The sequence below is a fragment of the Geodermatophilaceae bacterium NBWT11 genome, from assembly GCA_014218215.1.
Taxonomy (GTDB): Bacteria; Actinomycetota; Actinomycetes; order Mycobacteriales; family Geodermatophilaceae; genus Klenkia.
This window is the reverse complement of record CP043652.1, coordinates 4,556,749-4,581,076: the sequence shown is the minus strand read 5'-3', so window position 1 is coordinate 4,581,076 and position 24,328 is coordinate 4,556,749. Positions and strand designations below refer to the sequence as shown.

The following is a 24,328-nucleotide window of genomic DNA, read 5'->3' as shown; positions in this document are numbered from 1 at the left end:
CATGGGGAGACCGTTCCCCACCGGGGCCGTGCGCGCACCCCAGGACCTCACCTCCGGGGCGCCGCCGTGGACGCGCGCCGGACCAGGTGCACCGGGACGACGACGGTGGTGCCGGCCGGCGCGCGCGCCGGGTCCTCGATGCGCGCGACGAGCAGATCGACGCACCGGCGGCCGAGCTCGGGGAAGTCCTGGTGCACCGTCGTCAGCGGCGGGTGCAGGTACGCGGCCTCGGGGACGTCGTCGAAGCCGACCACGCTCACGTCGCCGGGCACGTCGACCCCGGCCTCGGCCAGCGCGCGCAGCACCCCGAGCGCCATGTGGTCGTTGGCCACGACCAGCCCGGTGACCTCCGGCCAGCGCTGCAGGAGCTCCTGGCCGGCCGCGTAGCCCGAGCGTGCGCTCCAGTCCCCGGGCAGCGGCTCCCGCACGGTCAGCCCGGCGCCGGTCATCGCCTGCTGCCACCCCTCGAGCCGGGCGGCGGCCTCCCACCAGTCCGCCCGGCCCCGCAGGTGCGCGATCTCGGTGTGCCCGAGCCCGATCAGGTGGCCGGTGGCGAGCAGGGCGCCGTCCACCTGGTCGGCGACGACCGAGGGCACCCCGGGGGCGGCCCCGCCCTCGACCGCGACGGCCGGCAGGTCCGGCGGCAGCCCGGCCATCACGCGGACCGCCGCGGCCTGCGGGGCCAGCACGACCACGCCGGTCACCGACTGGGCGAGCAGCCGGTCGACGGCGTCGGCGAAGGCCTGCTCGTCGGGATCGGGCAGGGTCACCACCTGCACCTCGTACCCCCGGGCGCGGGCGGCCTGCTCGAGGCTGGACAGCGTGCTGGCCGGCCCGTAGAGCGTGGTGTCGAACGCGATGACGCCGATGGTGTCGGACTGCCGGCGGGCCAGTGCCCGGGCGGTGAGGTTGCGCCGGTAGCCCAGCTCGGCCATCGCGGCCAGCACCCGCTGCCGGGTCTCCGCCCGCACGTAGGGGTGGTCGTTGAGCACCCGGGAGACGGTCTGGTGGGAGACACCGGCCAGCGCGGCGACGTCGGCCATCACCGCAGGGCGCGAGGGCCGCTCGCCCATGCCGACCTCCCGCCCGCACCCGGGCCGCCGCCGGTGCTCGTGGTGGCATGGTGCACCGTCCCGCCCGTCCGACCGGCACCCAGGAGCGCACCGCATGTCTGCACCGAACCCCAGCGGCACCCAGCACGAGCTCGCGCTCGGCGACGTCGCCGCGGTGGTCACCGAGGTCGGCGGCGGCCTGCGCGAGCTGACCGTCGCCGGCCGGCACCTCGTGCAGGGCTTCGACGCCGCCGAGCCCCGGCCGCACTACCGCGGGTCGGTGCTCGCCCCCTGGCCGAACCGGGTGGCCGACGGCCGCTACGTCGAGGTCGGGGTGACCCGGCAGCTGGCGCTCACCGAGCCCGACCGGGGCAACGCCCTGCACGGGCTGGCCTGCTGGCTGCCCTGGCAGCTGCTGGACCGCACCGCCTCCGCCGTCCGGCTCGGGGTGCGCGTCTGGCCGCAGCAGGGCTGGGCGCACGTGCTGGACCTCGTCGTCGGCTACGCGCTGACGCCGACCGGGCTGCGCTGGTCCCTGTCGGGCACCAACGCCGGCACGACGCCGGCCCCCTGGGGCAGCTCGGTGCACCCCTACGTGCGTGCCGGGGCGGGCCGGGTCGACGACTGGGAGCTCGAGCTGGACGCCGACCGGGTGCTGACCGTGGACGACGTCCGGCTGCTGCCCACGGGGCTGGTGCCGGTGGAGGGCACCGACCTGGACTTCCGCCGTCCCCGCTCGCTGCGCGGGCTGGAGGTGGACCACGCCTACACCGGGCTGGCCGCCACCGACCGGGCCACCGCGACCGTGTGGGCACCGGAGGGCACCGGGGTGGCCGTGCACTGGTCGCCGGCCGAGATGCCCTGGGTGCAGGTGCACACCGCCGACCGCCCCGACCCCGAGGACGACCGGGTGGGCCTGGCGGTCGAGCCGATGACCTGCCCGCCGGACGCGTTCAGCTCCGGCACCGACCTGGTGGTGCTGGCCCCGGGCGAGACGCACGCGACCAGCTGGGAGATCGAGGCGCTCAGCCGCTGACCCGCTCGACGGTGAGCAGGCCCGGGTGCCGCCCGACCGGCACCTCGCCGGTCCGGGCGAACCCGGCCCACAGCGCCCGCAGCGCCCGGCCCTGCCGGTCCACCTCCGCCCAGGGGGCTCCATCGACGAGCGGGACGCCGGTCCAGGTGTCCCGGTCGCCGAACAGCAGCGGCAGCTCCACGGTGTGCGCGCCGGCCCACGGGTTGCCCGGCGGGCCCCAGTCCAGGACGTAGTGGAACGCCCTGCCCCCGGCGGACGCGTGCCGACGGGCGAACACCCGGGACGCCGCGCCGTAGACCCGGCGGGTCAGCAGCCCGACCACCCCGCGCAGCACCAGCGGCCCCAGCACCGGGACCCGGGACAGCGCCACCAGCGGCGGCAGGGCGCCGGTGAACAGCGCCACCTCCCGGTCGGTGTGCCCGATCAGCACGTCGACGTCGGGGGCCACCGCCCGCCAGGCGTCGTCCACCGCGTCCTCCGCGGGCAGCGGGGCGTGCCCGTACCGGGTACCGAAGGGCATGGTGGCGCGCAGTCCGGCCCGGCGGGCGGCGGCCGCGACCGCCGGCTGCGCGGCGACGGCGTCCGCCACCGGGGTGTCGACGTCCACGAGCTCGCGGGCCCGGGCGGCCATCGCGTCGCCCATCGCCGCCCGGCCGCGGGAGATGCCCAACGGGGCGCTCTGGGCGATCACCCGGGCCACCAGCCCCCGGGAGCCGGCGGCGACCATCAGGTGCGCAGCGGCGTCACCCCCCGCCGAGTGGCCCCAGACGGTGACGTTCCCGGGGTCGCCGCCGAAGCCGGTGACCGCTCGCTGCACCCACCGCAGCGCCTCCAGCTGGTCGAGCAGGCCCAGGTTGGCCGGGCGGTCCCCGCCGTCCCCGACGAAGCCGAGCACCCCGAGCCGGTACGTCACCGCCACGACCACCACCCGTTGCTCGCGCACCATCGCGGTCGGGTCGTACACCGGGAGGTCGCCGGCGCCGGACACGTAGGACCCGCCGTGCAGCCACACCAGCACCGGCAGGGCCTCGCCGGGGACGACGTCGGCGGGGGCGGTCACCGACAGCCGCAGGCAGTCCTCGTCGGCACCGAGGCCGGCGGACAGGCCGGGCAGCACCTGGTCCAGCAGCGGCACAGGGAGCTGCGGGCAGGCGGGTGCGGGCCGGGTCGCGTCGAGCGGCGTGGTCGACGGCGGCTCGGCGACCGGTGCCTGGAAGCGGCCGGCCCGGGCGTACCGGATGCCCGTCGCCCGGAGCACGTCACCGTCCCGCCGGGCCCGCACCGGACCGACCGGGGTGTCGACGACGTGCAGCTCAGCGGCCTGTGGATCCGGCCCGGTGTCCTGGTGCGGGGAGCTCACGACGGGGCACCCTACGAGCCCCGTCGGCCCCGTCGCACAGGGCGAGCACAGGTGTCCACGGGGACGGAAGTGGTTGCATCGTCGAACTCCGGCCCGGAGCGGACTACCATGTCCAGTGAGTCAGGAACGGCGATGCCGCTCCCGCCCCCCACTCCAGCTCCGGCGGTACCCACCGCCCTGCCCGGCCGGCCCCTCCGCGCAGACGCCCCGCGTCGTCGCGATGCCGCATGTTCTGAACGAGAGAGGCGAGATGACCCAGACCGTCGTCGACGAGAACACCCCCGAGACCGCTCCCGCTCCCACCGCGGGTCGAGCCGGAGCCCGCCTGGCGGGCGACCACGTCGAGGCCGTCCAGATCGCCCCCACGGAGACCGACGAGGACACCGACTCGACGGACACCCCGGAGGAGGAGGACAAGAACGCCGCTCCCGCCGGGTCCTTCGAGTGGGACGAGGAGGAGTCGCTCGCGCTGCAGAAGGCGCGCAAGGACGCCGCGATGGCGACCTCGACCGACGCCGTCCGCGCCTACCTCAAGCTGATCGGCCGCGTCGCGCTGCTGACCGCCGAGCAGGAGGTGGACCTGGCCCGCCGGATCGAGGCCGGGCTCTACGCCACCCACAAGCTGGCCGACACCGACACCAAGGTGTCCACGACCATGCGGCGCGACCTGAACTGGATCATCCGGGACGGCGAGCGCGCCAAGAACCACCTGCTCGAGGCCAACCTGCGCCTCGTGGTCTCCCTCGCCAAGCGTTACACCGGCCGCGGCATGGCCTTCCTGGACCTGATCCAGGAGGGCAACCTGGGCCTGATCCGCGCGGTGGAGAAGTTCGACTACACCAAGGGCTTCAAGTTCTCGACCTACGCGACGTGGTGGATCCGCCAGGCGATCACCCGCGCGATGGCCGATCAGGCCCGCACCATCCGCATCCCGGTGCACATGGTCGAGGTCATCAACAAGCTGGGCCGCATACAGCGCGAGATGCTCCAGGAGCTGGGCCGCGAGCCCACCCCGGAGGAGCTGGCCAAGGAGATGGACATCACCCCGGACAAGGTGCTGGAGATCCAGCAGTACGCCCGGGAGCCCATCTCGCTGGACCAGACCATCGGCGACGAGGGCGACAGCCAGCTCGGTGACTTCATCGAGGACTCCGAGGCCGTCGTGGCCGTGGACGCCGTCAGCTACGGCTTCATGCAGGAGCAGCTCACCGGGGTCCTGCAGACCCTGTCCGAGCGCGAGGCCGGCGTCGTCCGGCTGCGCTTCGGCCTCACCGACGGCCAGCCGCGCACGTTGGACGAGATCGGTCAGGTCTACGGCGTGACGCGGGAGCGGATCCGCCAGATCGAGTCCAAGACGATGTCCAAGCTGCGCCACCCCAGCCGCTCGCAGGTCCTGCGCGACTACCTCGACTGAGCAGTTGGCTCCTCGCACCACCCGCTCCGGCACCACCGGCCCGAAGGCGCCGGTGGTGCCGTCGCGTGTGGGCACCGTCGACCTGGCCGACGTCGACCTCGAGCAGCTGGTCACCGGCGTCTCGGTGCGCGGGGACGCCGAGGAGCTGCACGCCGAGGACGTCGAGGTCGTCGCGGCCCGGTTCGCCGACCTGCGGCTGATCGGCGGGCGGCTGGGCCGGGCCCGGTTCACCGACCTGGAGGTCGAGGCCTGCGACCTCTCGGGGCTCGACCTGGGCGAGGCGCAGTGGCAGCGGGTCGCGGTCGGGGAGAGCCGGCTCGCCGGGGTGTCGCTGGCCGGCGCCGGGCTGCGTGACGTGGCGTTCACGCAGATGCGCGGCGCCCGTCTCGACGCCCGGTTCGCCACCCTGCGGGCGGTCCGGTTCACCGGCTGCGACCTCACCGAGGCCGATCTCACCGCCGCCTCCCTCGACGGTGTGGAGTTCGTCGACTGCCGGCTCGCCCAGGCCCGGTTCGCCCAGGCCACTCTGGTGCGCACCTCGTTCACCGGCTGCGACCTCTCGGCCGTGCAGGGCGTCACCGGGCTGCGGGACGGCGTCGTGGACGCAGCGACCCTGACGACACTGGCGCCCGCGCTGGCCGCGGCGGCGGGCATCGCCGTCCGCTGACGTCGTGCGCGAGCACCGTCACCTGACGAAAACGCGCGTCGGCATTGGCAGGAGCTGGTGCCCCGGCTACCGTTGCCGGGTCCGACCGACCGTCACGTCCCCACCCGGGGAGCCCGGTCGGACGCCGCTGAGTCGCCTTCGGGCGAGCCGGGGACCCACCGATCCACTGGGGTGAATCCCGCGCTCCGGACCTCCGTCCGGTGTGCAGGTAGGGCTGCTTCCGCCCGAACCCGTCAGCTGACCTGGTAGGCGGCACGTCGGAAGACACCTGCCCCACGGAGCCACCGCACCCATGGAACCCTGCTCCACCTCGAGCACCACCCGCACGGGATCGACCGCCTCCGGGCGTGGTCGCGCCACCGGCACCGCGTTCCGGATCGCCGCCCTCCGCCGCCGCCCGGGCCTGTACCTCGGCGTCGTCGCCGCCGGCGCGCTGATCGCCAACGTCGTGCTCTCCTCCGCCCCGGCCGAGCAGGCCGACGCGTCGGCCGCCGCCTCCCAGCCGGCCAGCGTCGCGCAGCAGCTGGGCCTCAGCGCCGACCCCGCTGCGCTGGACACCGAGCGCAGCATCGCCGCCCTGCAGGACATGGCCGCCAGCCGCAGCACCCGCGAGGACCAGCAGACCGCCGCGCAGCAGGTCCAGGCCGCCGCCGACCAGGCCGTGCTGGACGCGCAGGCCGCCGAGGCCGCAGCTGCGGCCGCTGCAGAGGCCGAAGCGGCCGCTGCCGCCGCGGCCGAGGCTGCTGCTGCCGCCGAGGCCGCCGCGGCCGCGTCGTCCCCGTCCTCGTCCTCCGCCGGGTCGGGCGCGGTCACCGCGTCGTCGTCGACCTCGGCCAGCTCGGTCGCCCGGATCTCCAACACCTCCGGCCCGGTGGCCTCCTCGGTGCAGGCCGCCGCCGACGCGGTGGTGAGCAACGTGCCCGGCGCCGGGAGCATCACCCTGGGCGGCACCCGGCCCAGCGCCACCGACCCGGGCGGCCACCCGTCGGGCAGGGCGCTGGACTACATGGTGATGACCAACCAGAGCCTCGGTGACGCGATCGTGGCCTACCACATCGCGCACTGGGACGAGCTCGGCGTGGACTACCTGATCTACGAGCAGCGCTACCTCGGGTCGCCGAACGGCTCCTGGTCGATGATGGAGGACCGCGGCGGCACGACCGCGAACCACTTCGACCACGTGCACGTGAACTACCGCTGACCCAGCGCGCCCCGGGCCCGTCCTCTTCGTGGGGGCGGGCCCGGCTGCGTCTCAGCGCACCACGTGCAGCGGGTACGGGGGTGGCGGGAGCGGTGTCCGCCGCGGGCCGGTGACCCGGTCGATCGCCCGCCGCCAGGCCGGACGTCGGCGCTCCAGAGCAGTGATCCGCTCCTCGAGGGCGACCAGCCCGACGGTGGGGGAGGGCGCGGCGCCCAGGTGCGCCAGCTCGGTGGACAACGCCCCGATGAGCTGCGCGGTCGCCGCACCGGTCAGGTGCACCGTGCCCACGCAGGTGCTCTCCCGCCAGACGCTGAGGTTCACCACCCCGAGCTCGGGGTGGTGGGTGACCCGGACCCCGCGGCCCAGGCCGCGGCGGTCCAGCACCCAGCCACCGGGACGGTGGGTCTGCGGGGAGGCCGTCATGGGGGAACGGTCCTGGTCGGGGGCCCGTCCGTCAACCGCAGCAGCCCCACCGGCCCCGCCGGGGGTCAGGTGCCGCAGTAGGTGGTGTACGCGCCGAAGTCGGTCGGGGCCGGCTCGGTGTACCGCTCGTCCCCGGGCCGGACGTCGAACGGCGAGGTCACCGCAGCGACCAGCCGGGTGAACGGCTCGAGGTCGCCGTCGGTGGCTGCCGCGAGGGCCTCCTCGACCAGGTGGTTGCGCGGGACGACCGCGGGGTTGACCCGGTCCATCGCGTCGGCGTCCGGACCGACGGCGCGCCAGCGGGCCAGCCACTCGTCGATCGCGGCCAGGTCGAGCACCAGCTCGCGCACCGGCTCGACGTCCCCGCGGGCGGCCTGCCCCAGGGCCCGGAAGAAGGTGGTGTGGTCGGGGTGGGCGGCCTGGAGCAGCGCCTGGAGGTCTCGGACCAGCGGGCCGGCGACGTCGTCGGCCAGACCGGCGGGCAGGCCGGTCTTGGCCCGCATGCGCCCGACCCAGGCAGCCTCGTAGGCGGGCACGAACCGCTCCAGGGCGGGGACGGCCAGGGCGATCGCCTGCTCCTGGTCGGCGTGCAGCAGGGGGAGCAGTGCCTCGGCGAGCCGGGCCAGGTTCCACTGCAGGACCAGCGGCTGGTTGCCGTACCGGTAGCGGCCGCCGGAGTCGATCGAGCTGAAGGAGGCGTCGGCGTCGTGGGCCTCCATGAACGCACACGGGCCGTAGTCGATGGTCTCGCCGGAGATCGTGGTGTTGTCGGTGTTCATCACCCCGTGCACGAAGCCCACGGCCATCCAGCTCGCGACCAGCTCGGCCTGCGCGGCGACGACGGCCTCGAAGAGCGCCAGGTACGGCTGCTCGGCGTCAGCGGCTTCCGGGTGGTGCCGGGCGATGGCGTGGTCGGCCAGCCGGCGCAGCAGGTCGACGTCGTCCAGGGCGCGGGCGTACTGGAAGCTGCCCACCCGCAGGTGGCTGCTGGCGACCCGGGTGAGCACGGCACCGGGCAGCATCGTCTCCCGGGCGACGTCCCGGCCGGTGGCGGTGACGGCCAGGGCGCGGGTGGTGGGGATCCCCAGGGCGTGCATGGCCTCGCTGACGACGTACTCGCGCAGCATCGGGCCGACCGCGGCCAGGCCGTCGCCGCCGCGGGCGACCGGAGTGCGCCCGGAGCCCTTGAGGTGCAGGTCGCGGATGCCGCCGTCGGGGGTGGTGAGCTCGCCGAGCAGCAGCGCGCGACCGTCGCCCAGCCGCGGGCTGTAGTTGCCGAACTGGTGGCCGGCGTAGACCTGGGCGACCGGGGTCGCGCCCTCGGGCACCGCCAGGCCCAGCAGCAGCTCGACGCCGGCGGGGGTGCGCAGCGCGTCGGCGTCCAGGCCGAGCTCGGCGGCCAGCGCGTCGTTCAGCGCCAGCAGCCGGGGGGCGGGGGCCGCCTCGGCCTGCCAGGGGAGGGCCAGCTCGGGCAGCTCGCGGGCGAAGGAGGTCCCGAGGACGACGGTCGGGGACGGCGCGATGCTCACCCCTCGACGGTACGACCGCCCCCGGCGGACGGCGTCCTGTCACACCCCTGGGGCATGGTGGTGAGCGGACCCAGGGAGGCACCGTGCTCTTCGAACCGCGCGCCAGCGACCTCGACCTCGACGAGGTGGAGGCGGCGCTGCTCCGTGCCGCCGTCGGCGACTACGCCGCCGAGGCCGCCGTGCTCCTGTTGTCGGTGCACGGGCACTGGGTGCCCCAGCTGCGGGCGGCCGGCCTGGTCGACCTCACCGTGTACGAGGCCGACCCCGGCCAGGGCGAGCAGGTGTTCGCCGCCGTCGACTGGTCCCGGGTCGATCCCGCCCTCGCCGCCGGGCACGTCGCCGGTGACTCCGGGCAGCGCCGGGTGCTGCGCGCCGCGGAGTCCCTGGCCGAGGGGCGCCCGGTCGACCTCGCCGACCTCACCGGGGGCCTGGACCGGGGCGACCTCTCCCTGCTGCTCGCGGCCGTCGCGCACGCCGGTGGCAGCCACGGTTCGTCGGCCCCGCTGGTGCCCTGGCCGCCGCGCGGCTGAGTCTCGGTTGCGCCTGTGCGGCCCGTTCCCGCCACGAGAGCGGGCTGATGGAGCGCAGGCGAACTCCGCGCCGGCTGATCCGACAGCAGGGTGGTGTTCTGCTGCGGCATCTCGTTGCACCGGTGCGGACCCTTCTCGGGCCGGAGGTGCCGGCCGCGCGCGACCCGAGACGTGGCCGTCCTCCCGCCGGTGTGTGCTCGTGGTGCCAGCTGAGCAGCTGCGGATGTCAAGGCGTGCTCGGCATCTGTGGACAAGCCGCTGAGCTGGGGATTCAGGTGTCAACAGGCTGCCCAGTGCGGTAGACTTCGAACACCTGATCGAACACCTGATCGAACGGCCTGGGAGGTGTCGTGAGCGAACTGCGGTCGGCTCTGGACGCCCTCGCCGGTGACGATCTGCACGCAGTGCCGGCCGGTCAGCTGCTCGACCGGACGGCGGAGCTGGTGCAGTCGATCAACCGGCTCAGCGCCGAGCTGACCCGTACCGTGCGGCACGCCGACGTGGTCGACGCCGCCGAGCACGACGGGCTGAGGACGATGCAGTCCCACCTGCGCGGGCACCACCACTTCTCGAGCGGAGCAGCTGCTGCAGTGGTGAGGGCCGGGCGGGTGTTGGAGCACCTGCCACGCCTGGAGGCCGCGTTTGCCGAGGGTGCGGTCACCGCCGCCCAGGTCGGGGTCGTGGCCGACGCGCTGCGGCCGTGCGACATCGCGGCGGCCGCCGAGCAGGACGTCGACCTGGACGCGTTCGACGAGGCCTGGACCCAGGTCGCACGCACGCTGCCGCACGCGAAGCTCGCGACTGCGGTGAACGCGTTCCGCAATGCGCTGGACCCTGACGGCCCGGAGCCCGACCCGACCGAGGAGCGCCGGTTCACGATGACCCGGCACGCCAACGGGTCCGGCTCGGGCCGTTTCGACCTCGATGCCGTGGGCTTCGAGAAGGTCCAGGCCGTCATCGAGTCGATGGTGCAGGCCGACAGGCCTCTCGGGGACCTGCGGAACCGAGCCCAGCAGCAGGCCGACGCACTGGTGCAGTGGGCCGACAACACCCTCGCCGCGGGGGACCTGCCGTTCCTGCGCACGGTCAAGCCGCAGGTGATCGTCACGATCGACCTCGAAGACATGGTCGACCCCGCCACCGGCCACGACACCGCGACCACCGGCTTCGGCGCCACCATCAGCGCGGCCCGTGCCCGCTGGATCGCCTGCGACTCCGCGGTCACCCGGATCGTGATGGGCCCCGACGGGGTGCCGCTGGACGTGGGCCGCTCCAAGCGGGTCGTGCCACCGAAGATCCGCCGGGCCGTGGAGCAACGCGACGGGCACTGCGTCTTCGCCGGCTGCTTCAACCCCACCCACTGGTGCGACGTCCACCACCTCGCCGAGTGGCTGCGGGATGACGGGGACACCTCGCTGGACAACTCAGCACTGCTCTGCGAACGCCACCACACCAAGGTCCACCACGGGTTCCGCGTCGAACGCGACGACGCAGCACCACCCGGTGAACGCTGGCGCACCTTCCGACCCGACGGCACCGAGATCGTCCTCGACCGCCTGCTGGCCGGACCTGCGAGGGGAGTGCGCACGTCGACCGGCCCGCTGACCTGCGCAGCAACGGTTCTGTCGGTGGGGTCGGGTAGACAGGCCGCGTGCTGAACGTGCATCGGGCCGAACGCGCCGACCGGTTGGCGGACGCGCTGGCCGAGGTGCTGGCGGGGCCGCTGCCCGACCCGTTCGCCGAGGAGGTCGTGGCCGTCCCGGCCAAGGGCGTCGAGCGCTGGCTGGCCCAGCGGCTGTCCACCGTGCTGGGCGCCGGTGACTCCGGAGACGGGATCTGCTCCGGGGTGCGCTTCCCCTCCTCGGCCCGGCTGGTCGACGAGGCCCTGGCCGCCGCGACCGGGGTCGACCCCCGGTCCGACCCGTGGGCCCAGCCGCTGTGGTCGCTGCTCGACGTGGTCGACGAGAGCCTGGGCGAACCCTGGTGCGCGGTGCTCGCCCACCACCTGGGCGCCGGGCCCGACGGCGACGACGCCGACGGCTCCCGCCGCGGCCGTCGCTGGGCTGCCGCCGCGCACCTGTCCGGGCTGTTCGCCTCCTACGCCGCCCACCGCCCCGGGATGCTGCGCGACTGGGCCGCCGGCCACGACACCGACGGCACCGGTCCGCTGCCGGACGACCTGGTGTGGCAGGCCCACCTGTGGCGGCGGCTGCGCGAGCGCCTGGGCCCCGGGCCGTCGGAGGGGCTGGCCGAGGCCTGTACCGCGTTGCGGTCGGACCCGGCGCTGTCCGACCTGCCCGCCCGGGTCAGCGTCTTCGGCCCCACCCGGCTGTCCACCCGCTCGCTCGCGGTGCTGGAGGCCCTCGCCGAGCACCGCGACGTGCACCTGTGGCTGCCGCACCCCAGCCCGGTGCTGTGGGCCGGGATCGCCACGACCGCCGGGGCGGCTGCCGGGCGCCGCCGCGACGACCCGACCACCACCGCAGCTCGGCACCCGCTGCTGCGCAGCCTGGGCCGCGACGTGCGCGAGCTGCAGCTGCGGTTGCCCACGCACGTCGACGTCCACCACGCCGGCCCGGACGACGTCCCGGAGACGTTGCTGAGCCGCGTCCAGCGCGACCTGCGCGACGACACGCCCCCCGCACCGGGCGCGGTCGGTGCCGACGACACCGTCCAGGTGCACGCGTGCCACGGCCCGGCCCGCCAGGTCGAGGTGCTGCGTGAGGTGCTCCTGGGGCTCTTCTCCGACGACCCCACCCTCGAGCCGCGCGACGTGCTGGTGCTCTGCCCCGACGTGGAGACCTTCGCCCCCCTGGTGTCGGCCACCTTCGGGCTCGGCCCGGGACTGCCCCACCCCGGCAACGCGCTCCGGGTAAGGCTCGCCGACCGCAGCCTGCGCCAGACCAACCCGCTGCTGGACACGGTGGCACTGCTCCTGGAGCTCGCCCACAGCCGGGTGACCGCCAGCCAGGTGCTCGACCTCGCGGCCACCGCCGGGGTCCGCGCCCTGTTCGGCTTCACCGACGAGGACCTCGAGCGCATCCGCGACTGGGTGGCCCGCTCCGGGGTCCGCTGGGGCCTGGACGCCGCCACCCGGGCGCCCTACGCGATGGACCGGGTCCTGCAGAACACCTGGCGCACCGGCCTGGACCGGGTGCTGCTGGGGGTCACCACCTCCGAGGACCACCCGGTCTGGCTGGGCACCGCGTTGCCCCTGGACGACGTGGACAGCAGCGACGTCGACCTGGCCGGGCGGCTGGCCGAGCTGCTCGACCGGCTCGAAGTCGTGCTGGCCGCCCTGGACGGCGAGCACCCGGTGGGCCACTGGGTCGCCACCCTCACCGACGCCCTCGACGCGCTCACCGCCGTCGGCCCCGACGAGGTGTGGCAGCTGGCCCAGGCCCGCCGCGAGCTCACCGAGGCCGCCGAGGGCGGGTCCAGCACGGTCCGCCTGGCCGACGTGCGCGCGATGCTCGCCGACCGGCTGCGGGGCCGCCCCACCCGGGCCAACTTCCGCACCGGCAACCTGACCGTCTGCACGCTGGTGCCGATGCGCTCGGTGCCGCACCGGGTCGTGGTGCTCCTGGGCCTCGACGACGGCGTCTTCCCCCGCACCTCGGGCATCGACGGCGACGACGTGCTCGCCCGGGACCCCCGCACCGGGGAGCGCGACGTGCCCAGCGAGGATCGCCAGCTGCTGCTGGACGCGGTGCTCTCGGCCACCGACCGGCTGCTGGTCTTCCACACCGGGGCCGATCCGGTCAGCGGCGCGAGCCGTCCGCCCGCGGTGCCGGTGGGGGAGCTGCTGGACGCACTGGCCACCTCCACCGGGCAGCCCCGGGAGGACCTCGTGGTGCGCCACCCGCTGCAGGCCCACGACGCCCGGCAGTTCGTGGGTCCGCGGCCGACCAGCTTCGACCCGGTCAGCCTGGCCGGGGCCCGGCAGGCCGCCCTGCCGCGGGAACCGGCGCCGGTGCGCCGCGCCCTGCGGCCCCGGGCGGGCGCGGTGGCCCTGGACGACCTGGTCTCCTTCGTGGAGAACCCCGTCCGGGCCTACCTGCGTCAGCGGTTGCAGATCACCCTGCCCGGCGAGGACGACGAGGTCGACGACGCGCTGTCGGCGTCCCTGGACGCGCTGCAGGAGTGGGCGGTCGGCGAGCGGCTGCTGCGGGCCGGGCTGGCCGGGGTGCCCACCCCGGACGCCGAGCGCAGCGAGTGGCTGCGGGGCACGCTGCCCCCGGGCGCCCTGGGTGACGCGGTGCTGGGCCGGGTGTCGGGGCGGGTCGGCCCGCTCGTCGCGGTCGCCGGCCCGCTGCTGGCCCCACCGGCCCGGGCCGTCGACGTGCGCCTGGACCTCGGCGGCCGGGAACTGGCCGGCACGGTCAACGGGGTCCGGGACGACGCCGTGGTCAGCGTGACGTACTCCAGCCTGGGCCCCAAGCACCGTGCCCGGGCGTGGGTACAGGCCCTGGCACTGGCCGCGACCGAGGGCACCGGTCGGGCGGTGACCGTGGGCCGCTACGGCGCCCGGGCCCGCACCTCGACGCTGCTCGCTCCGGCGAACGCGCGGGCCGTGCTCGCCGACCTGCTCGACCTGTACGACCGGGGCACGGCCGAGCCGCTGCCGATGGCGGTCAAGACCTCGCACGCCTACGCCCGGGCCCGGGCCGGCGGCGACGTCCCCGAGCAGGCCCTGGACCAGGCCGGTCGGGAGTGGACCGGCGGGCGCTTCCCCGGCGAGCAGGAAGAGAGGCACCACGTGCACGTCTGGGGCCAGCGGCCCCCGCTGACCGTGCTCACCGACCCCGGTCCGCTGGAGGACGAGCGGTGGCCGGGCGAGACCACTCGCTTCGGCGTGCTCGCCCGCCGGTTCTGGACCCCCCTGCTGGATGCGGAGACCACCTCGTGAGCGACACCCCGGCGGCCTTCGACGTCTGCGGCCCGTTGCCCGTGGGCACCACCGTCCTGGAGGCCAGCGCAGGCACCGGCAAGACGTTCACCATCGCCGCCCTCACCACCCGCTTCGTCGCCGAGGGCGTGGCCGAGCTGGGCGAGGTCATGCTGGTGACGTTCGGCAACGCCGCCTCCCGCGAGCTGCGCGACCGGGTGCGTGAGCGGATGGTGTCGGCCGAACAGGGCCTGCGCGACCCGGTGGCCGCCCGGTCCGGTGCCGACCCGGTGCTGGCACTGCTCGCCTCCGTCGAGGACGCCGAGGTCGAGCGCCGCCGGGTCCGGCTGGAGATCGGGCTCGCCGGCTTCGACGCCGCCACCATCGCCACCACGCACTCGTTCTGCTCCCAGATGCTCGCCGGGCTGGGCACCGCCGCCGACCGCGACCCCACCGCCACCTTCACCGAGGACGTCGACGACCTCGTCGGTGAGGTGGTCGACGACCTCTACCTGCGCAGCTTCGCCACCGCCGGTCCGGCGGTGCCGCCGTTCCTGGAGCACCACCAGCTGCTGGAGCTGGGCCGGCGCAGCGTCGGCAGCGACCGGCAGGCCCGCCTGGAGCCGGTCACCGACCCCGGGGTGCCCGGCCGGCGACGCAGGGCCGCGCAGGCCGTCCGGGACGAGGTGGAACGGCGCAAGCGCCGGCTCGGGCTGGTCGACTACGACGACTGGCTCTCCCTGCTGCGGGACGCCCTGGCCCACCCCGAGCACGGCCCGGTGGCCTGCGAGCGGGTCGGCTCCCGCTACCGGGTGGTGATGGTCGACGAGTTCCAGGACACCGACCCGGTCCAGTGGGAGGTGCTGCAGCGGGCCTTCCACGGCCGCACCACCCTGGTGCTGATCGGGGACCCCAAGCAGGCCGTCTACGGCTTCCGCGGGGGCGACGTCACGACCTACCTGGCTGCTGCGTCCGTCGCCGACAGCCGTTCCACGCTGGCCACCAACTGGCGGTCGGACCAGGTGCTGCTCGAGGCCCTGGAGCCGGTGTTCGGCGGGGCCGCCCTCGGTGACCCGCGGATCGTGGTGCGACCGGTGAGGTCCGCGCACCCCACGGCCCGGCTGACCGACGCCGGACCCCCGCTGCGACTGCGCCGGTTGCGGCGCGTCGGGGCGGGCCCGCAGTTCCGGGGCTTCCCGAGGGTCGACCGGCTGCGCGACCTGGTGGCCCGGGACGTCGCCGCCGACGTGGTGACCCTGCTGTCCGGCCCCGCCCGGTTCGAGGGCCGACCGGTGGCACCGGGGGACGTCGCGGTGCTCGTACGCACCAACAAGCAGGGCCACCTGGTGCGCGAGGCCCTCGGCGCGGTCGGGGTCCCGGCCGTGATGGCCGGCGGCGGCAGCGTGTTCGGCACCGTCAGCGCCCAGTCCTGGCTGGTGCTGCTGGAGGCCCTGGAGCAGCCGCACCGGGCCGGCCGGGTACGGGCCGCAGCCCTGTCGGTCTTCCTGGGCGAGAGCGAGGAGTCGCTGGACGAGCACGGTGACGCCGTCACCGACGTCCTCGGCCCCCGGCTGCGGGGCTGGGCCGACCTGCTCGGCGAGCGCGGGGTGGCCGCGTTCCTCGAGGTGCTCACGGCCGAGGAGGGCCTGCCCGCCCGGGTGCTGCGCCGCCCCGACGGTGAGCGGGTGCTCACCGACCTGCGCCACGTCGGACAGGTGCTGCACGCCGTGGCGATGCGGGAGTCCCTCGGGCTCACCGCGCTGGTCGAGTGGCTCCGCCGGCGGATCGCCCGGGCCGAGGTCGAGGGCACCGACGAGCGCAGCCGGCGGCTGGAGTCCGACGCGGCCGCGGTGCAGGTGATGACCGTGCACGTCAGCAAGGGCCTGGAGTTCCCGGTCGTGCACGTGCCCTTCGGCTGGGACCGCTGGTCGCCCGACGACCCCGACGTGCTCCGGCTGCACGACGAGGCCGGGCACCGGGTGCTGCACGTCGGCGGACCGGGCTCGGCCGGGTACCGGGAGGCCCGGGCCCGGCACGACGACGAGGAGCTGGGGGAGGACCTGCGGCTGCTCTACGTCGCGCTGACCCGGGCCGCGGCCCAGTTGGTCGTGCACTGGGCACCCAGCCGCAACACCGCGGCCGCACCGCTGCACCGGCTGCTCTTCGGCGGCGCGGCACCCGGCCATCAGCCCGCCGGCACGGTGCCGGTGCCCGCCTCCGACGAGGCGGTGGCCGACCACCTGCAGTCCCTGGTCGACGCCTCCGGCGGGCGCACGAGCGTCGAGGAGGTGGGCCGCCCCTCGTCCGCCCGGTGGACACCGCCGACCGAGCCGGTCCCCGAGCTGTCGGTGAGCACCTTCACCCGCACCCTCGACGAGGACTGGCGCCGCACCTCCTACAGCTCGCTCACCCGCTCTGCGCACGAGCTGGGTGCGGCCAGCGAGCCCGACGCGCCCGGGAAGGACGACGAGGCCGACACCGACGAGTCGGCCGGCGCGGTGCCCGGGGGGCTGCCCTCCCCGCTGACCGACCTGCCCGGCGGGGCGGCGTTCGGCACCCTGGTGCACGCCGTGCTGGAGGACCTCGACCCGGCAGCGCTGGAGGAGCGGTGCGCCGACGCGGTGCGGCGGTTCGCCGTGCCCGGGGTGGCCGCGGACGCCCTCGCCGACGGTCTGCGGCCGGTGCTGCACACCGCCCTGGACGACACCGGCGTGACGCTCGCGTCGCTCCCGGCCGCCGACCGGCTCGCCGAGCTGGACTTCGAGCTCCCGCTGGCCGGTGGCGACGACGCCGTGCCGCACAGCACGCTGGCCGACGTGGTCGCGCTGCTGCGCGCTCACGACCTCGGTCCGGTCGCCGGCTACGCCGACCGGCTGTCCGGGGTGGAGCCGGCCGCGCTGCGGGGGTTCCTCACCGGCAGCATCGACGCCGTGCTGCGGCTGCCCGGGCCGCGCTACGCGGTCGTGGACTACAAGACCAACCGGCTCGGCGCCGAGCCGCTGACCACCGGTCACTACGCGGCCGAGGCCATGGCCGAGGAGATGCAGCACGCCCACTACGTGCTCCAGGCGCTGCTCTACTCCGCCGCCCTGCACCGGTTCCTGCGCTGGCGGCAGCCCGGCTACGACCCCGCGCTGCACCTCGGGCCCGTGCTGTACCTCTTCGTCCGCGGGATGGCCGGCCCCGAGAGCGAGCCCGGCGCCGGCGTCTTCACCTGGACCCCGCCGACCGCCCTGGTCACCGGGCTGTCGGACCTGCTGGCGGGCCGGTCGTGATCCCCACCCGGGCCACCGGCCTCCTCGCCGTGTTCGCCGAGGCGGGCGTGCTCGCCCCGGCCGACGTGCACGTGGCGCTGCGGCTGTCCCGGCTCGGTGGGGAGACCGACCAGACCGTGCTGCTGGCCGCGGCGCTGGCCGTCCGCGGGGTGCGCACCGGCTCGGTGTGCGTCGACCTGTCCACCGTGGCCGAGACCGTGGTGCCCGAGGAGGACACGGTGGTCGGGGACGCGCCGGCACCCGACCCGGTCGAGCTGCCCTGGCCGACCGACTGGTCCGCGGTGACGGCCAGCCCGCTGGTGGCCGTCGGCCCCGACGCGCCGTGGCAGCCGCTGCGCTGGGTCGACGGGCTGCTTTACCTCGACCGCTACTGGCAGCAGGAGCAGCTGGTCCGGGCCGAGCTCGACGCCCGGGCCGCCCAGCGGCCCCCGGCGGTGGACCTCTCGTCGCTGCCCACCCTGTTCCCCGGGCCGGCGCCGGACCGGCAGCGGTTGGCCGCGGCGGTGGCTGCCGGACGGTGGGTCAGCGTCATCACCGGTGGACCCGGCACGGGGAAGACGCACACCGTCGCCCGGCTGCTGGCGCTGCTGGTCGCCCAGGAGGGCCCGCGGGTGCGGATCGCCCTGGCCGCCCCGACCGGCAAGGCCGCGGCCCGCCTGCAGGAGTCCGTCCGGGCCCAGGCCGCCGAGCTGGGGCTGCCCGACGACCTGACCGCCTCCACGCTGCACCGGCTGCTGGGTTGGCGGCCCGACAGCCGCAGCCGGTTCAAGCACGACGCGGGCAACCGGCTGCCCTTCGACGTGGTCGTGGTCGACGAGTCCTCGATGGTGCCGCTGACGCTGATGGCCCGGCTGCTGGAGGCGGTGCGACCCACCGCCCGACTGGTGCTCGTCGGTGATCCCGACCAGCTCACCCCGGTGGAGGCCGGGGCGGTCCTGAGCGACCTGGTGCACCGTCCGGCCGCCGGCGGGGCGGCCGCCCCGCCTCCCGAGGCCGCCCACGACCTGGACCTCGACGCCACCGAGCTCGACCAGTTGGGCAACGGGGTGGTCCGGCTGCGGGTGTCGCACCGCTACGGCCGGAGCATCGGCGCGCTGGCCGAGGCCGTGCGGGCTGGGAAGGCCTCCCAGGTCGTCGGGCTGCTCACCCACGGCGAGGGGCTCTCGCTGGACCCCACCCCCGACGCGCTGGCCGCCGAGGTCCGGGCCGCGGCCGAGGAGCTGGGCGCCGCGGCGCGGGCCGGGGACGGGCCCGCGGCCCTGGCCCTGCTGGGGCGGCACCGGCTGCTGTGTGCGCACCGCAGCGGCCCGTTCGGCGTGGGGCACTGGAACGACCAGGTCACCCGGTGGACGGGGGCGCTGCCCGGGGACTGGTGGCCGGGTCAGCCGCTGCTGGTCACCGCCAACGACTACGACAACGCGCTGTTCAACGGCGACACCGGGGTGGTGGTCCGCGGTCCCGACGGGCTGCGGGCGGCGTTCGACGGGCGGGAGCCGCTGCCGCTGTCCCGGCTGTCCTCGGTGCGCACCGCGCACGCGCTCACCGTGCACCGCAGCCAGGGCAGCCAGTACGAGGCGGTCACCGTGCTGCTGCCACCGGTGGGGTCCCCGCTGCTCACCCGGGAGCTGCTCTACACCGCTGTCACCCGGGCCAGCGCCCGCGTGCGGGTGGTCGGCAGCGAGGAGTCGGTGCGCGCTGCCGTGGCCCGCCCGGTGGTGCGCGCCAGCGGCCTGCGCCGGCAGATCGGCGGGTGAGTCAGCCCGTCAGGCCGGCCACGACCACCCGCCGCGCGGCCCGCGCCTCGGGGATGGGCAGCAGCGGCCAGACGTGCACCATCCCGGGTCCGTCCTGGTCGTCCACCTCGACCCCGGCCTCCCGCGCTCGGGCGACCAGCAGCCGGATGTCGGGGTGGGTGATGTCCAGCGAGCCGCCGAACACGGTGATCGGGCCCAGCCCGGTCAGGTCGCCGGCCAGCGGGCTGACCCGGGGGTCGTCGAAGGGCAGCCCGTCCCGCCACAGGTCGATGCTGACCCGCACGCCCGGGCGGGCCAGCCACGGGTCGGTGGGCTCCACCCGGTCGATCTCGGGGTTGGCCAGGGAGAGGTCCAGCGCCGGGGAGATGAGCACCGTGCGGCGCAGCGGTGGCACGCCCCGGTCGCGCAGCAGCAGGGCCGCGGACAACGAGATCTGCCCGCCGGCGGAGTCGCCCATCGCAGTCACGTTCGCCGCGCCGTGCCGCGCCACCAGGTCGGCGAGCAGGTCTGCCACCGCGGGGACGACGGTGGCAGCGGTCCCCACCGGGGTCAGCGGGTAGATCGGCACCGTCACCGTGGCCCCGCTCTCGGCCACCACGCGGGCGATCAGCCGCCAGTGGAACGGGCTGATCTCGAACGCCCACGACCCGCCGTGGGAGTACACGACGTGCTGGCCCGAGGGTGTCCCGGCGGGGGCGACGACGTAGACGGGCCAGCCGGTGTCGTGCCCCACGGTGACCCGTACGCCCCCGGGCAGCCGGTTCGGCGGGCCGTAGGCCTCCGGGCGCAGCGCGACCTCGGCGAGCCGGTCCTGCATGCCCTGCGGGGTGGCGAAGGTGCGCTGGAAGCGGGCCAGCCGCAGCAGCGGGGGGACGGCGCGGGCGAGGGCGCTGGGCACGGGGGTCTCCAGGGGTCAGGACGCGGTGAAGAGGGTGACGCGCCCGGGGTTCGACACGGAGAACGGATTGGCCCACTCCGACCGGGCGCCGGTGATCGGGGCGGCATCGGTGACGACGACGAACGGGTCGCCCGGGTAGACGGCGAGCACCAGCGTGCCGGTCGTCAGCTCCTCGGTGTGCTCGAGCAGCTCGCCGCGGCGGAGCTTCGACGTCGTCCGGCGGCCGGTCAGCTCCTCGCCGACCTCGGCGGTCCAGTCGGCGCCGTCCTGGGTGAACCCGATGGCCTGCACCCGTTCCCCGGCCGGGGCGGGCTCGCAGGCGGCGAACTCGGCGAGGGCCTCGTAGAGCCGCTCGGCCTGGTCGGCGTCGGTCGAGCGGGGCAGGAAGAAGGAGGCCACCCACCGGAGTCTGCCCGGCGCTACGGTGCGGCATGCACCGGTTGTCCCGCGCCGACGCTCGCCGGATCGCCGTCCGGGCGCAGCTGCTGGACGCCGACCGGCCGACCGGCCTGCTCGACGTCGTCCGGCGGTTGACCCTGCTGCAGCTGGACCCCACTGCGGCGGTCGCCCCGAACGCCGACCTCGTGCTCTGGACCCGGCTGGGCCAGGCGTACGACCCGGCGCAGCTGCGGCACGCCCTCGAGGTGGACCGCACCCTGGTCGAGCTGTGGGCCACCGTTCGGCCGGCCGAGGACCTGCGGCTCTACCGCCCGACGATGGCCCGCGAGCCGCAGTACCTGCGGCCCCGGGAGTGGCTGGCGGCCAACGAGGGGTTCCGGGCCGACGTGCTGGCCCGGCTGCGGGCCGACGGTCCGTTGCAGTCGCGCGACCTGGCCGACACCAGCAGCACGCCCTGGGTGTCGACCGGGTGGACCGGCGAGCGGAACGTGACGCAGATGCTGGAGGTGCTGTCCGGGCGCGGGGAGATCGCGGTGGCCGGACGGCGGGGCAAGCAACGGCTGTGGGACCTGGCCGAGCGGGTCTACCCGGCCCCGGGTGACCCGCTGCCCGAGGCCGACGCCGTCCGCGAGTGGGACCGCCGGCGGCTGCAGGCGCTCGGCATCGCCCGGGCGAGGACCGACCAGTCCTCGGTCGAGACGAACGACGTCGGCGAGGCGGGGGAGCCCGGCGCAGGTGGAGGGCGTGCCGGGGGAGTGGCGGGTGGACCCCGGGCAGCTGGACCGGCCGTTCACCGGCCGCACCGCGCTGTTGTCCCCGTTCGACCGGCTCGTGCACGACCGGCGCCGCGCCCGGGAGCTCTTGGGGTTCGAGTACACCCTGGAGATGTACAAGCCGGCGGCGAAGCGCCGGTGGGGGTACTTCGCGCTGCCGGTGCTGCACGGGGACCGGCTGGTGGGCAAGGTCGACGCCAAGGCCGACCGGAAGGCCGGGCGGTTCGTCGTCCACGCGGTGCACGAGGACGAGCCGTTCACCGCCGAGGTCCGGGGCGCCGTCCAGGCCGAGCTGGACGACCTGGCCGGGTGGCTGGGCCTCAGCCGCTGAGCTCGGCCAGCAGCTCCAGCTGGGTCGCCCAGGCCGGCGACGTGGGGTCGATGACGGCGAAGTGGTCGCCGTCCACCTCGATCAGCGAGGCGTCCGCGCCCGCCGCCCGGGCCGCGTCCACGTAGGTGGTGGACTGGGAGAGCGGCACGATCGAGTCGCTGCGGCCGTGCACGCACCGCACCGGGACGTCGAGGGGCACCTGCTGCAGCGGGTCGACCTCCGGGCCGGGAGGACCGCCGACGAAGGCCTGCACCGCACCGCCCCCCAGCCCGGCCGCGGCGCCCCCGCGCAGGTCGAGCACCCCGGCCTGCGAGAGCACCCCGGTGACCGGCACCCGCACCGGTGACCACCGGTCGAACCGGCCGCGGGCGGCGGACCAGGCGGCGAGCTGGCCACCGGCCGAGTGGCCCAGGGCGAGCACCGTGGTCAGGTCCAGTCCGGTCCCGGTGAGGGCGTCGATGCCGGCGGCGACGTCGTCCAGGGTCGCCGGGACCCCGCCGCCGTTGCCGACCCGGCGGTACTCCAGGTTCCACGCCGCCCAGCCCTCGTCGGCCAGCGAGGCGGCCAACGGTGCGCCGAGCGTGGCGTCGTAACCGCTCATCCAGTACCCACCGTGCACGACCACGACGACGCCCCGAGGGGTGCCCGCGGGCAGGTAGAGGTCGGCGTACTGGCTGGCGTCCTCGCCGTAGGCGACCCGGCGGTCGCCGGCCCGGGCCGGGGGCGCCCCGCACGCCGCGGCCAGCGAACCGACCGCGCCCCACATGCCCAGGGCCAGCAGGGTGCGTCGTCGGAAGGGGTGCACGCTGCCATCGTGCCCGCGCCGGCCAAGCGGTGTCAGACGGTCGGTGCGTGGCGGACGCCCAGCTCGGCCAGCACCTCGTCGGTGTGCTCACCCAGCCGCGGGGGCAGTCGGTGCACCGCGGGCGGGGTGGCCGACATGCGGGTGGCCGGGGAGGGCAACCGGCGGACGCCGTCGACCGGGTCCTCGATCAGCTGCCAGAAGTCGGTGGCGACCAGGTGCGGGTCGCAGGTGAGGTCCTCGAGGGTGTTCACCACGGCGAACGGGATGTCCTCGGGCTCCAGCAGGGCCATCCACTCTGCGTTGGTGCGCAGGGTCAGCTGGTGGGCGATCTCGCCCCAGACCAGCGGCACGTGCTGCTGGCGGGCGGCGAAGGTCGCGAAGCGCTCGTCGGCCATCACGTCGTCCCGGCCGATGAGGGTGAAGAACCGGCGCCACTGCGAGTCCGAGTACGGCAGCATCGAGACGAAGCCGTCCAGGGTGGGGAACGGCCGCCGCGCCGCGGTGCTGACCGGCTCGTAGCCCATCGGCCCGATGGGGGGCTCGAAGGCGTGCCCCCAGATGTGCTCCTGCAGGTTGAAGCCGGTCATCGTCTCGAACATGGGGACGACGACCTGCTGGCCCTGCCCGGTCAGCCCGCGGTGCACGAGCGCTGCGGCGACGGCGAAGGCCGCGTGCACCGCGGTGACCTTGTCGGCGAAGATCGCCGGCATGTAGCGCGGGACCCCGGTGACGACGGTCTGCAGCATCGCCAGCCCGGACAGCGACTGGATGACGTCGTCGTAGGCGGCGCGGCCCCCGTAGGGGCCCTCGTCGGCGAACCCGGTGACCTGGCAGTGCACCAGGCCCGGGTTGCGGCGGGCGAGCTCGGCGTAGCCCAGGCCCAGTCGTTCGGCGGCCGGGGTGCGCACCGAATGCAGCAGCACGTCGGCACCGTCGACCAGGGTGCCGAACACCTCGCGGTCCCCGGGGTCCTTCAGGTCCAGGACGACGCTGCGCTTGTTGCGGTTGTTGGACAGGAAGAAGGAGCCCATGCCCTCGGAGCGGCGCGGACCGATCCGGCGGGTCAGGTCGCCCTCGGGGGGCTCGACCTTGATCACGTCGGCGCCCATGTCGGCGAGCATCTGGGCGGCCATCGGCCCGAGCACGATCGAGGCGCACTCGACGACCCGGATGCCGGTCAGCGGCCCGGTGGGCCCGGGCGCCAGCTCGCGGGTCACCGTCCGGTCCACCGTGCGGGGCGCTTCTCGGTGAAGGCGGCGGCGCCCTCGAGGGCGTCGGCGGAGTCGATCACCGGCCGGGTGATGGCCTCCTGCCGCTCGAACTGCTCGGCGGTGGACCAGTCGCGCTGCTCGGTGACCACCCGCTTGGCGGCGGTGACCGACAGCGGGGCGTTCGCGGTGATCCGGCGGGCCAGCTCGACCGCGGCGGCCAGCGCGCCGCCGGGCTCGGTGAGCCGGTTGACCAGACCGAAGGCGTGCAGCTGCTCGGCGGTCACCGGGTCCCCGGTCAGCGCCATCTCCATGGCCACCCGGGAGGGGATGACCCGGGGCAGCCGGATCAGCCCGCCGGCCGCGGCGGCCAGCCCGCGCTTGGCCTCCGGGATGCCGAACCGGGCGTCCCGGGCGGCGACCAGCAGGTCGCAGGCCAGCACGGCCTCGAACCCGCCGGCCAGCGCGTACCCCTCGACCGCGGCGATCAGCGGCTTGGTCGGCGGGGTGAGCGCGATGCCCATCAGCCCGCGGCCCTTCACCCGGGTGGACTCCCCGCGCACGAAGGCCTTGAGGTCCATCCCGGAGCAGAACGTGCCCCCGGCGCCGGTGAGGATGCCGACCCGGAGGTCGGACCGGTGGTCGAGCTCGTCGACCGCTGCGCAGACCCCGTAGGAGACGTCGCGGTCGATCGCGTTGCGGACCTCGGGGCGGTTGATCGTGATGGTCATCAGGCCGTCGTCGACGTCGACGAGCACCTTGTCCGACACGGGGGAGCCTCCTGG

General features: G+C 75.5%; 17 protein-coding genes and 2 pseudogenes. 10 read left to right on the top strand and 9 right to left on the bottom strand.

What is annotated here, in order from left to right:
• Nucleotides 1–47 precede the first annotated feature (47 nt).
• Entirely contained in the window at nucleotides 48–1,043 is a 996-nt protein-coding gene (locus F1C76_22160; GenBank protein ID QNG39476.1) for a LacI family DNA-binding transcriptional regulator, read from the bottom strand.
• Nucleotides 1,044–1,167: 124 nt separating this feature from the next.
• Here F1C76_22160 and F1C76_22155 point away from each other — a divergent pair, with 124 nt between their 5' ends.
• On the top strand, nucleotides 1,168–2,088 hold the full coding sequence (locus F1C76_22155) for an aldose 1-epimerase family protein (GenBank protein ID QNG38875.1): 921 nt from the start codon (nucleotides 1,168–1,170) through the stop codon (nucleotides 2,086–2,088).
• On the opposite strand, the gene F1C76_22150 is transcribed toward F1C76_22155, so the two are convergent.
• On the bottom strand, nucleotides 2,078–3,400 hold the full coding sequence (locus F1C76_22150; GenBank protein ID QNG39475.1) for a carboxylesterase family protein: 1,323 nt from the start codon (nucleotides 3,398–3,400) through the stop codon (nucleotides 2,078–2,080). The two genes, F1C76_22155 and F1C76_22150, sit on opposite strands and share 11 nt — an antisense overlap.
• A gap of 382 nt (nucleotides 3,401–3,782) precedes the next feature.
• Between F1C76_22150 and F1C76_22145 the strand changes: the two are divergent.
• The 3 genes and pseudogenes from F1C76_22145 (at nucleotide 3,783) to F1C76_22135 (ending at nucleotide 6,730) form a co-directional block, all read left to right on the top strand.
• Nucleotides 3,783–4,862: pseudogene (locus F1C76_22145) on the top strand (RNA polymerase sigma factor).
• A gap of 67 nt (nucleotides 4,863–4,929) precedes the next feature.
• Entirely contained in the window at nucleotides 4,930–5,529 is a 600-nt protein-coding gene (locus F1C76_22140) for a pentapeptide repeat-containing protein (protein QNG38874.1), read from the top strand.
• Between the two features lie 376 nt (nucleotides 5,530–5,905).
• Nucleotides 5,906–6,730, top strand: a complete 825-nt coding sequence (locus F1C76_22135; protein QNG39474.1) for a hypothetical protein — start codon at nucleotides 5,906–5,908, stop codon at nucleotides 6,728–6,730.
• A 51-nt stretch (nucleotides 6,731–6,781) separates the two neighbouring features.
• On the opposite strand, the gene F1C76_22130 is transcribed toward F1C76_22135, so the two are convergent.
• Together F1C76_22130 and F1C76_22125 are read right to left on the bottom strand one after the other, a co-directional pair.
• Nucleotides 6,782–7,153 (bottom strand): hypothetical protein, encoded by a 372-nt coding sequence (locus tag F1C76_22130; GenBank protein ID QNG38873.1) that lies wholly within the window; start codon nucleotides 7,151–7,153, stop codon nucleotides 6,782–6,784.
• Nucleotides 7,154–7,218: 65 nt separating this feature from the next.
• On the bottom strand, nucleotides 7,219–8,682 hold the full coding sequence (locus F1C76_22125) for a YdiU family protein (GenBank protein QNG38872.1): 1,464 nt from the start codon (nucleotides 8,680–8,682) through the stop codon (nucleotides 7,219–7,221).
• Nucleotides 8,683–8,765: 83 nt separating this feature from the next.
• Here F1C76_22125 and F1C76_22120 point away from each other — a divergent pair, with 83 nt between their 5' ends.
• The 5 genes from F1C76_22120 to recD all read left to right on the top strand — a co-directional run bounded on the left by F1C76_22120 (nucleotide 8,766) and on the right by recD (nucleotide 19,129).
• Nucleotides 8,766–9,212 carry a hypothetical protein gene (locus F1C76_22120; GenBank protein QNG38871.1) on the top strand — a complete coding sequence of 149 codons (447 nt, stop codon included), beginning with the start codon at nucleotides 8,766–8,768 and terminating at the stop codon, nucleotides 9,210–9,212.
• Between the two features lie 350 nt (nucleotides 9,213–9,562).
• A complete protein-coding gene (locus F1C76_22115; GenBank protein ID QNG38870.1) occupies nucleotides 9,563–10,870 on the top strand; it encodes a DUF222 domain-containing protein in 1,308 nt (435 codons plus the stop codon).
• Nucleotides 10,864–14,121 (top strand): exodeoxyribonuclease V subunit gamma, encoded by a 3,258-nt coding sequence (recC, locus tag F1C76_22110; protein ID QNG38869.1) that lies wholly within the window; start codon nucleotides 10,864–10,866, stop codon nucleotides 14,119–14,121. The genes F1C76_22115 and recC overlap by 7 nt, the downstream gene beginning before the upstream one ends.
• Nucleotides 14,118–17,375 carry an AAA family ATPase gene (locus F1C76_22105; protein QNG38868.1) on the top strand — a complete coding sequence of 1,086 codons (3,258 nt, stop codon included), beginning with the start codon at nucleotides 14,118–14,120 and terminating at the stop codon, nucleotides 17,373–17,375. The genes recC and F1C76_22105 overlap by 4 nt, the downstream gene beginning before the upstream one ends.
• Nucleotides 17,372–19,129, top strand: a complete 1,758-nt coding sequence (recD, locus tag F1C76_22100) for an exodeoxyribonuclease V subunit alpha (protein ID QNG38867.1) — start codon at nucleotides 17,372–17,374, stop codon at nucleotides 19,127–19,129. The genes F1C76_22105 and recD overlap by 4 nt, the downstream gene beginning before the upstream one ends.
• 1 nt (nucleotide 19,130) lies before the next feature.
• Here recD and F1C76_22095 read toward each other — a convergent pair whose 3' ends face one another.
• Together F1C76_22095 and F1C76_22090 are read right to left on the bottom strand one after the other, a co-directional pair.
• Nucleotides 19,131–20,027, bottom strand: a complete 897-nt coding sequence (locus tag F1C76_22095) for an alpha/beta hydrolase (protein QNG38866.1) — start codon at nucleotides 20,025–20,027, stop codon at nucleotides 19,131–19,133.
• Nucleotides 20,028–20,042: 15 nt separating this feature from the next.
• Entirely contained in the window at nucleotides 20,043–20,426 is a 384-nt protein-coding gene (locus F1C76_22090) for a hypothetical protein (GenBank protein QNG38865.1), read from the bottom strand.
• 32 nt (nucleotides 20,427–20,458) lie between these two features.
• Between F1C76_22090 and F1C76_22085 the strand changes: the two are divergent.
• Nucleotides 20,459–21,530 (top strand): annotated as a pseudogene (locus F1C76_22085) (winged helix-turn-helix domain-containing protein).
• Here the strand turns inward: F1C76_22085 and F1C76_22080 are convergent.
• From F1C76_22080 to F1C76_22070, 3 genes are all read right to left on the bottom strand, one after another.
• Nucleotides 21,520–22,296: an alpha/beta hydrolase gene (locus tag F1C76_22080; protein QNG39473.1), complete on the bottom strand. Its 777-nt coding sequence runs from the start codon at nucleotides 22,294–22,296 to the stop codon at nucleotides 21,520–21,522. The pseudogene F1C76_22085 and the gene F1C76_22080 overlap by 11 nt on opposite strands.
• Before the next feature lie 71 nt (nucleotides 22,297–22,367).
• Complete coding sequence (locus F1C76_22075) at nucleotides 22,368–23,540, bottom strand: CoA transferase (GenBank protein QNG39472.1); 1,173 nt, start codon at nucleotides 23,538–23,540, stop codon at nucleotides 22,368–22,370.
• Between the two features lie 8 nt (nucleotides 23,541–23,548).
• On the bottom strand, nucleotides 23,549–24,313 hold the full coding sequence (locus tag F1C76_22070; protein ID QNG38864.1) for a crotonase/enoyl-CoA hydratase family protein: 765 nt from the start codon (nucleotides 24,311–24,313) through the stop codon (nucleotides 23,549–23,551).
• Nucleotides 24,314–24,328: the final 15 nt, after the last annotated feature.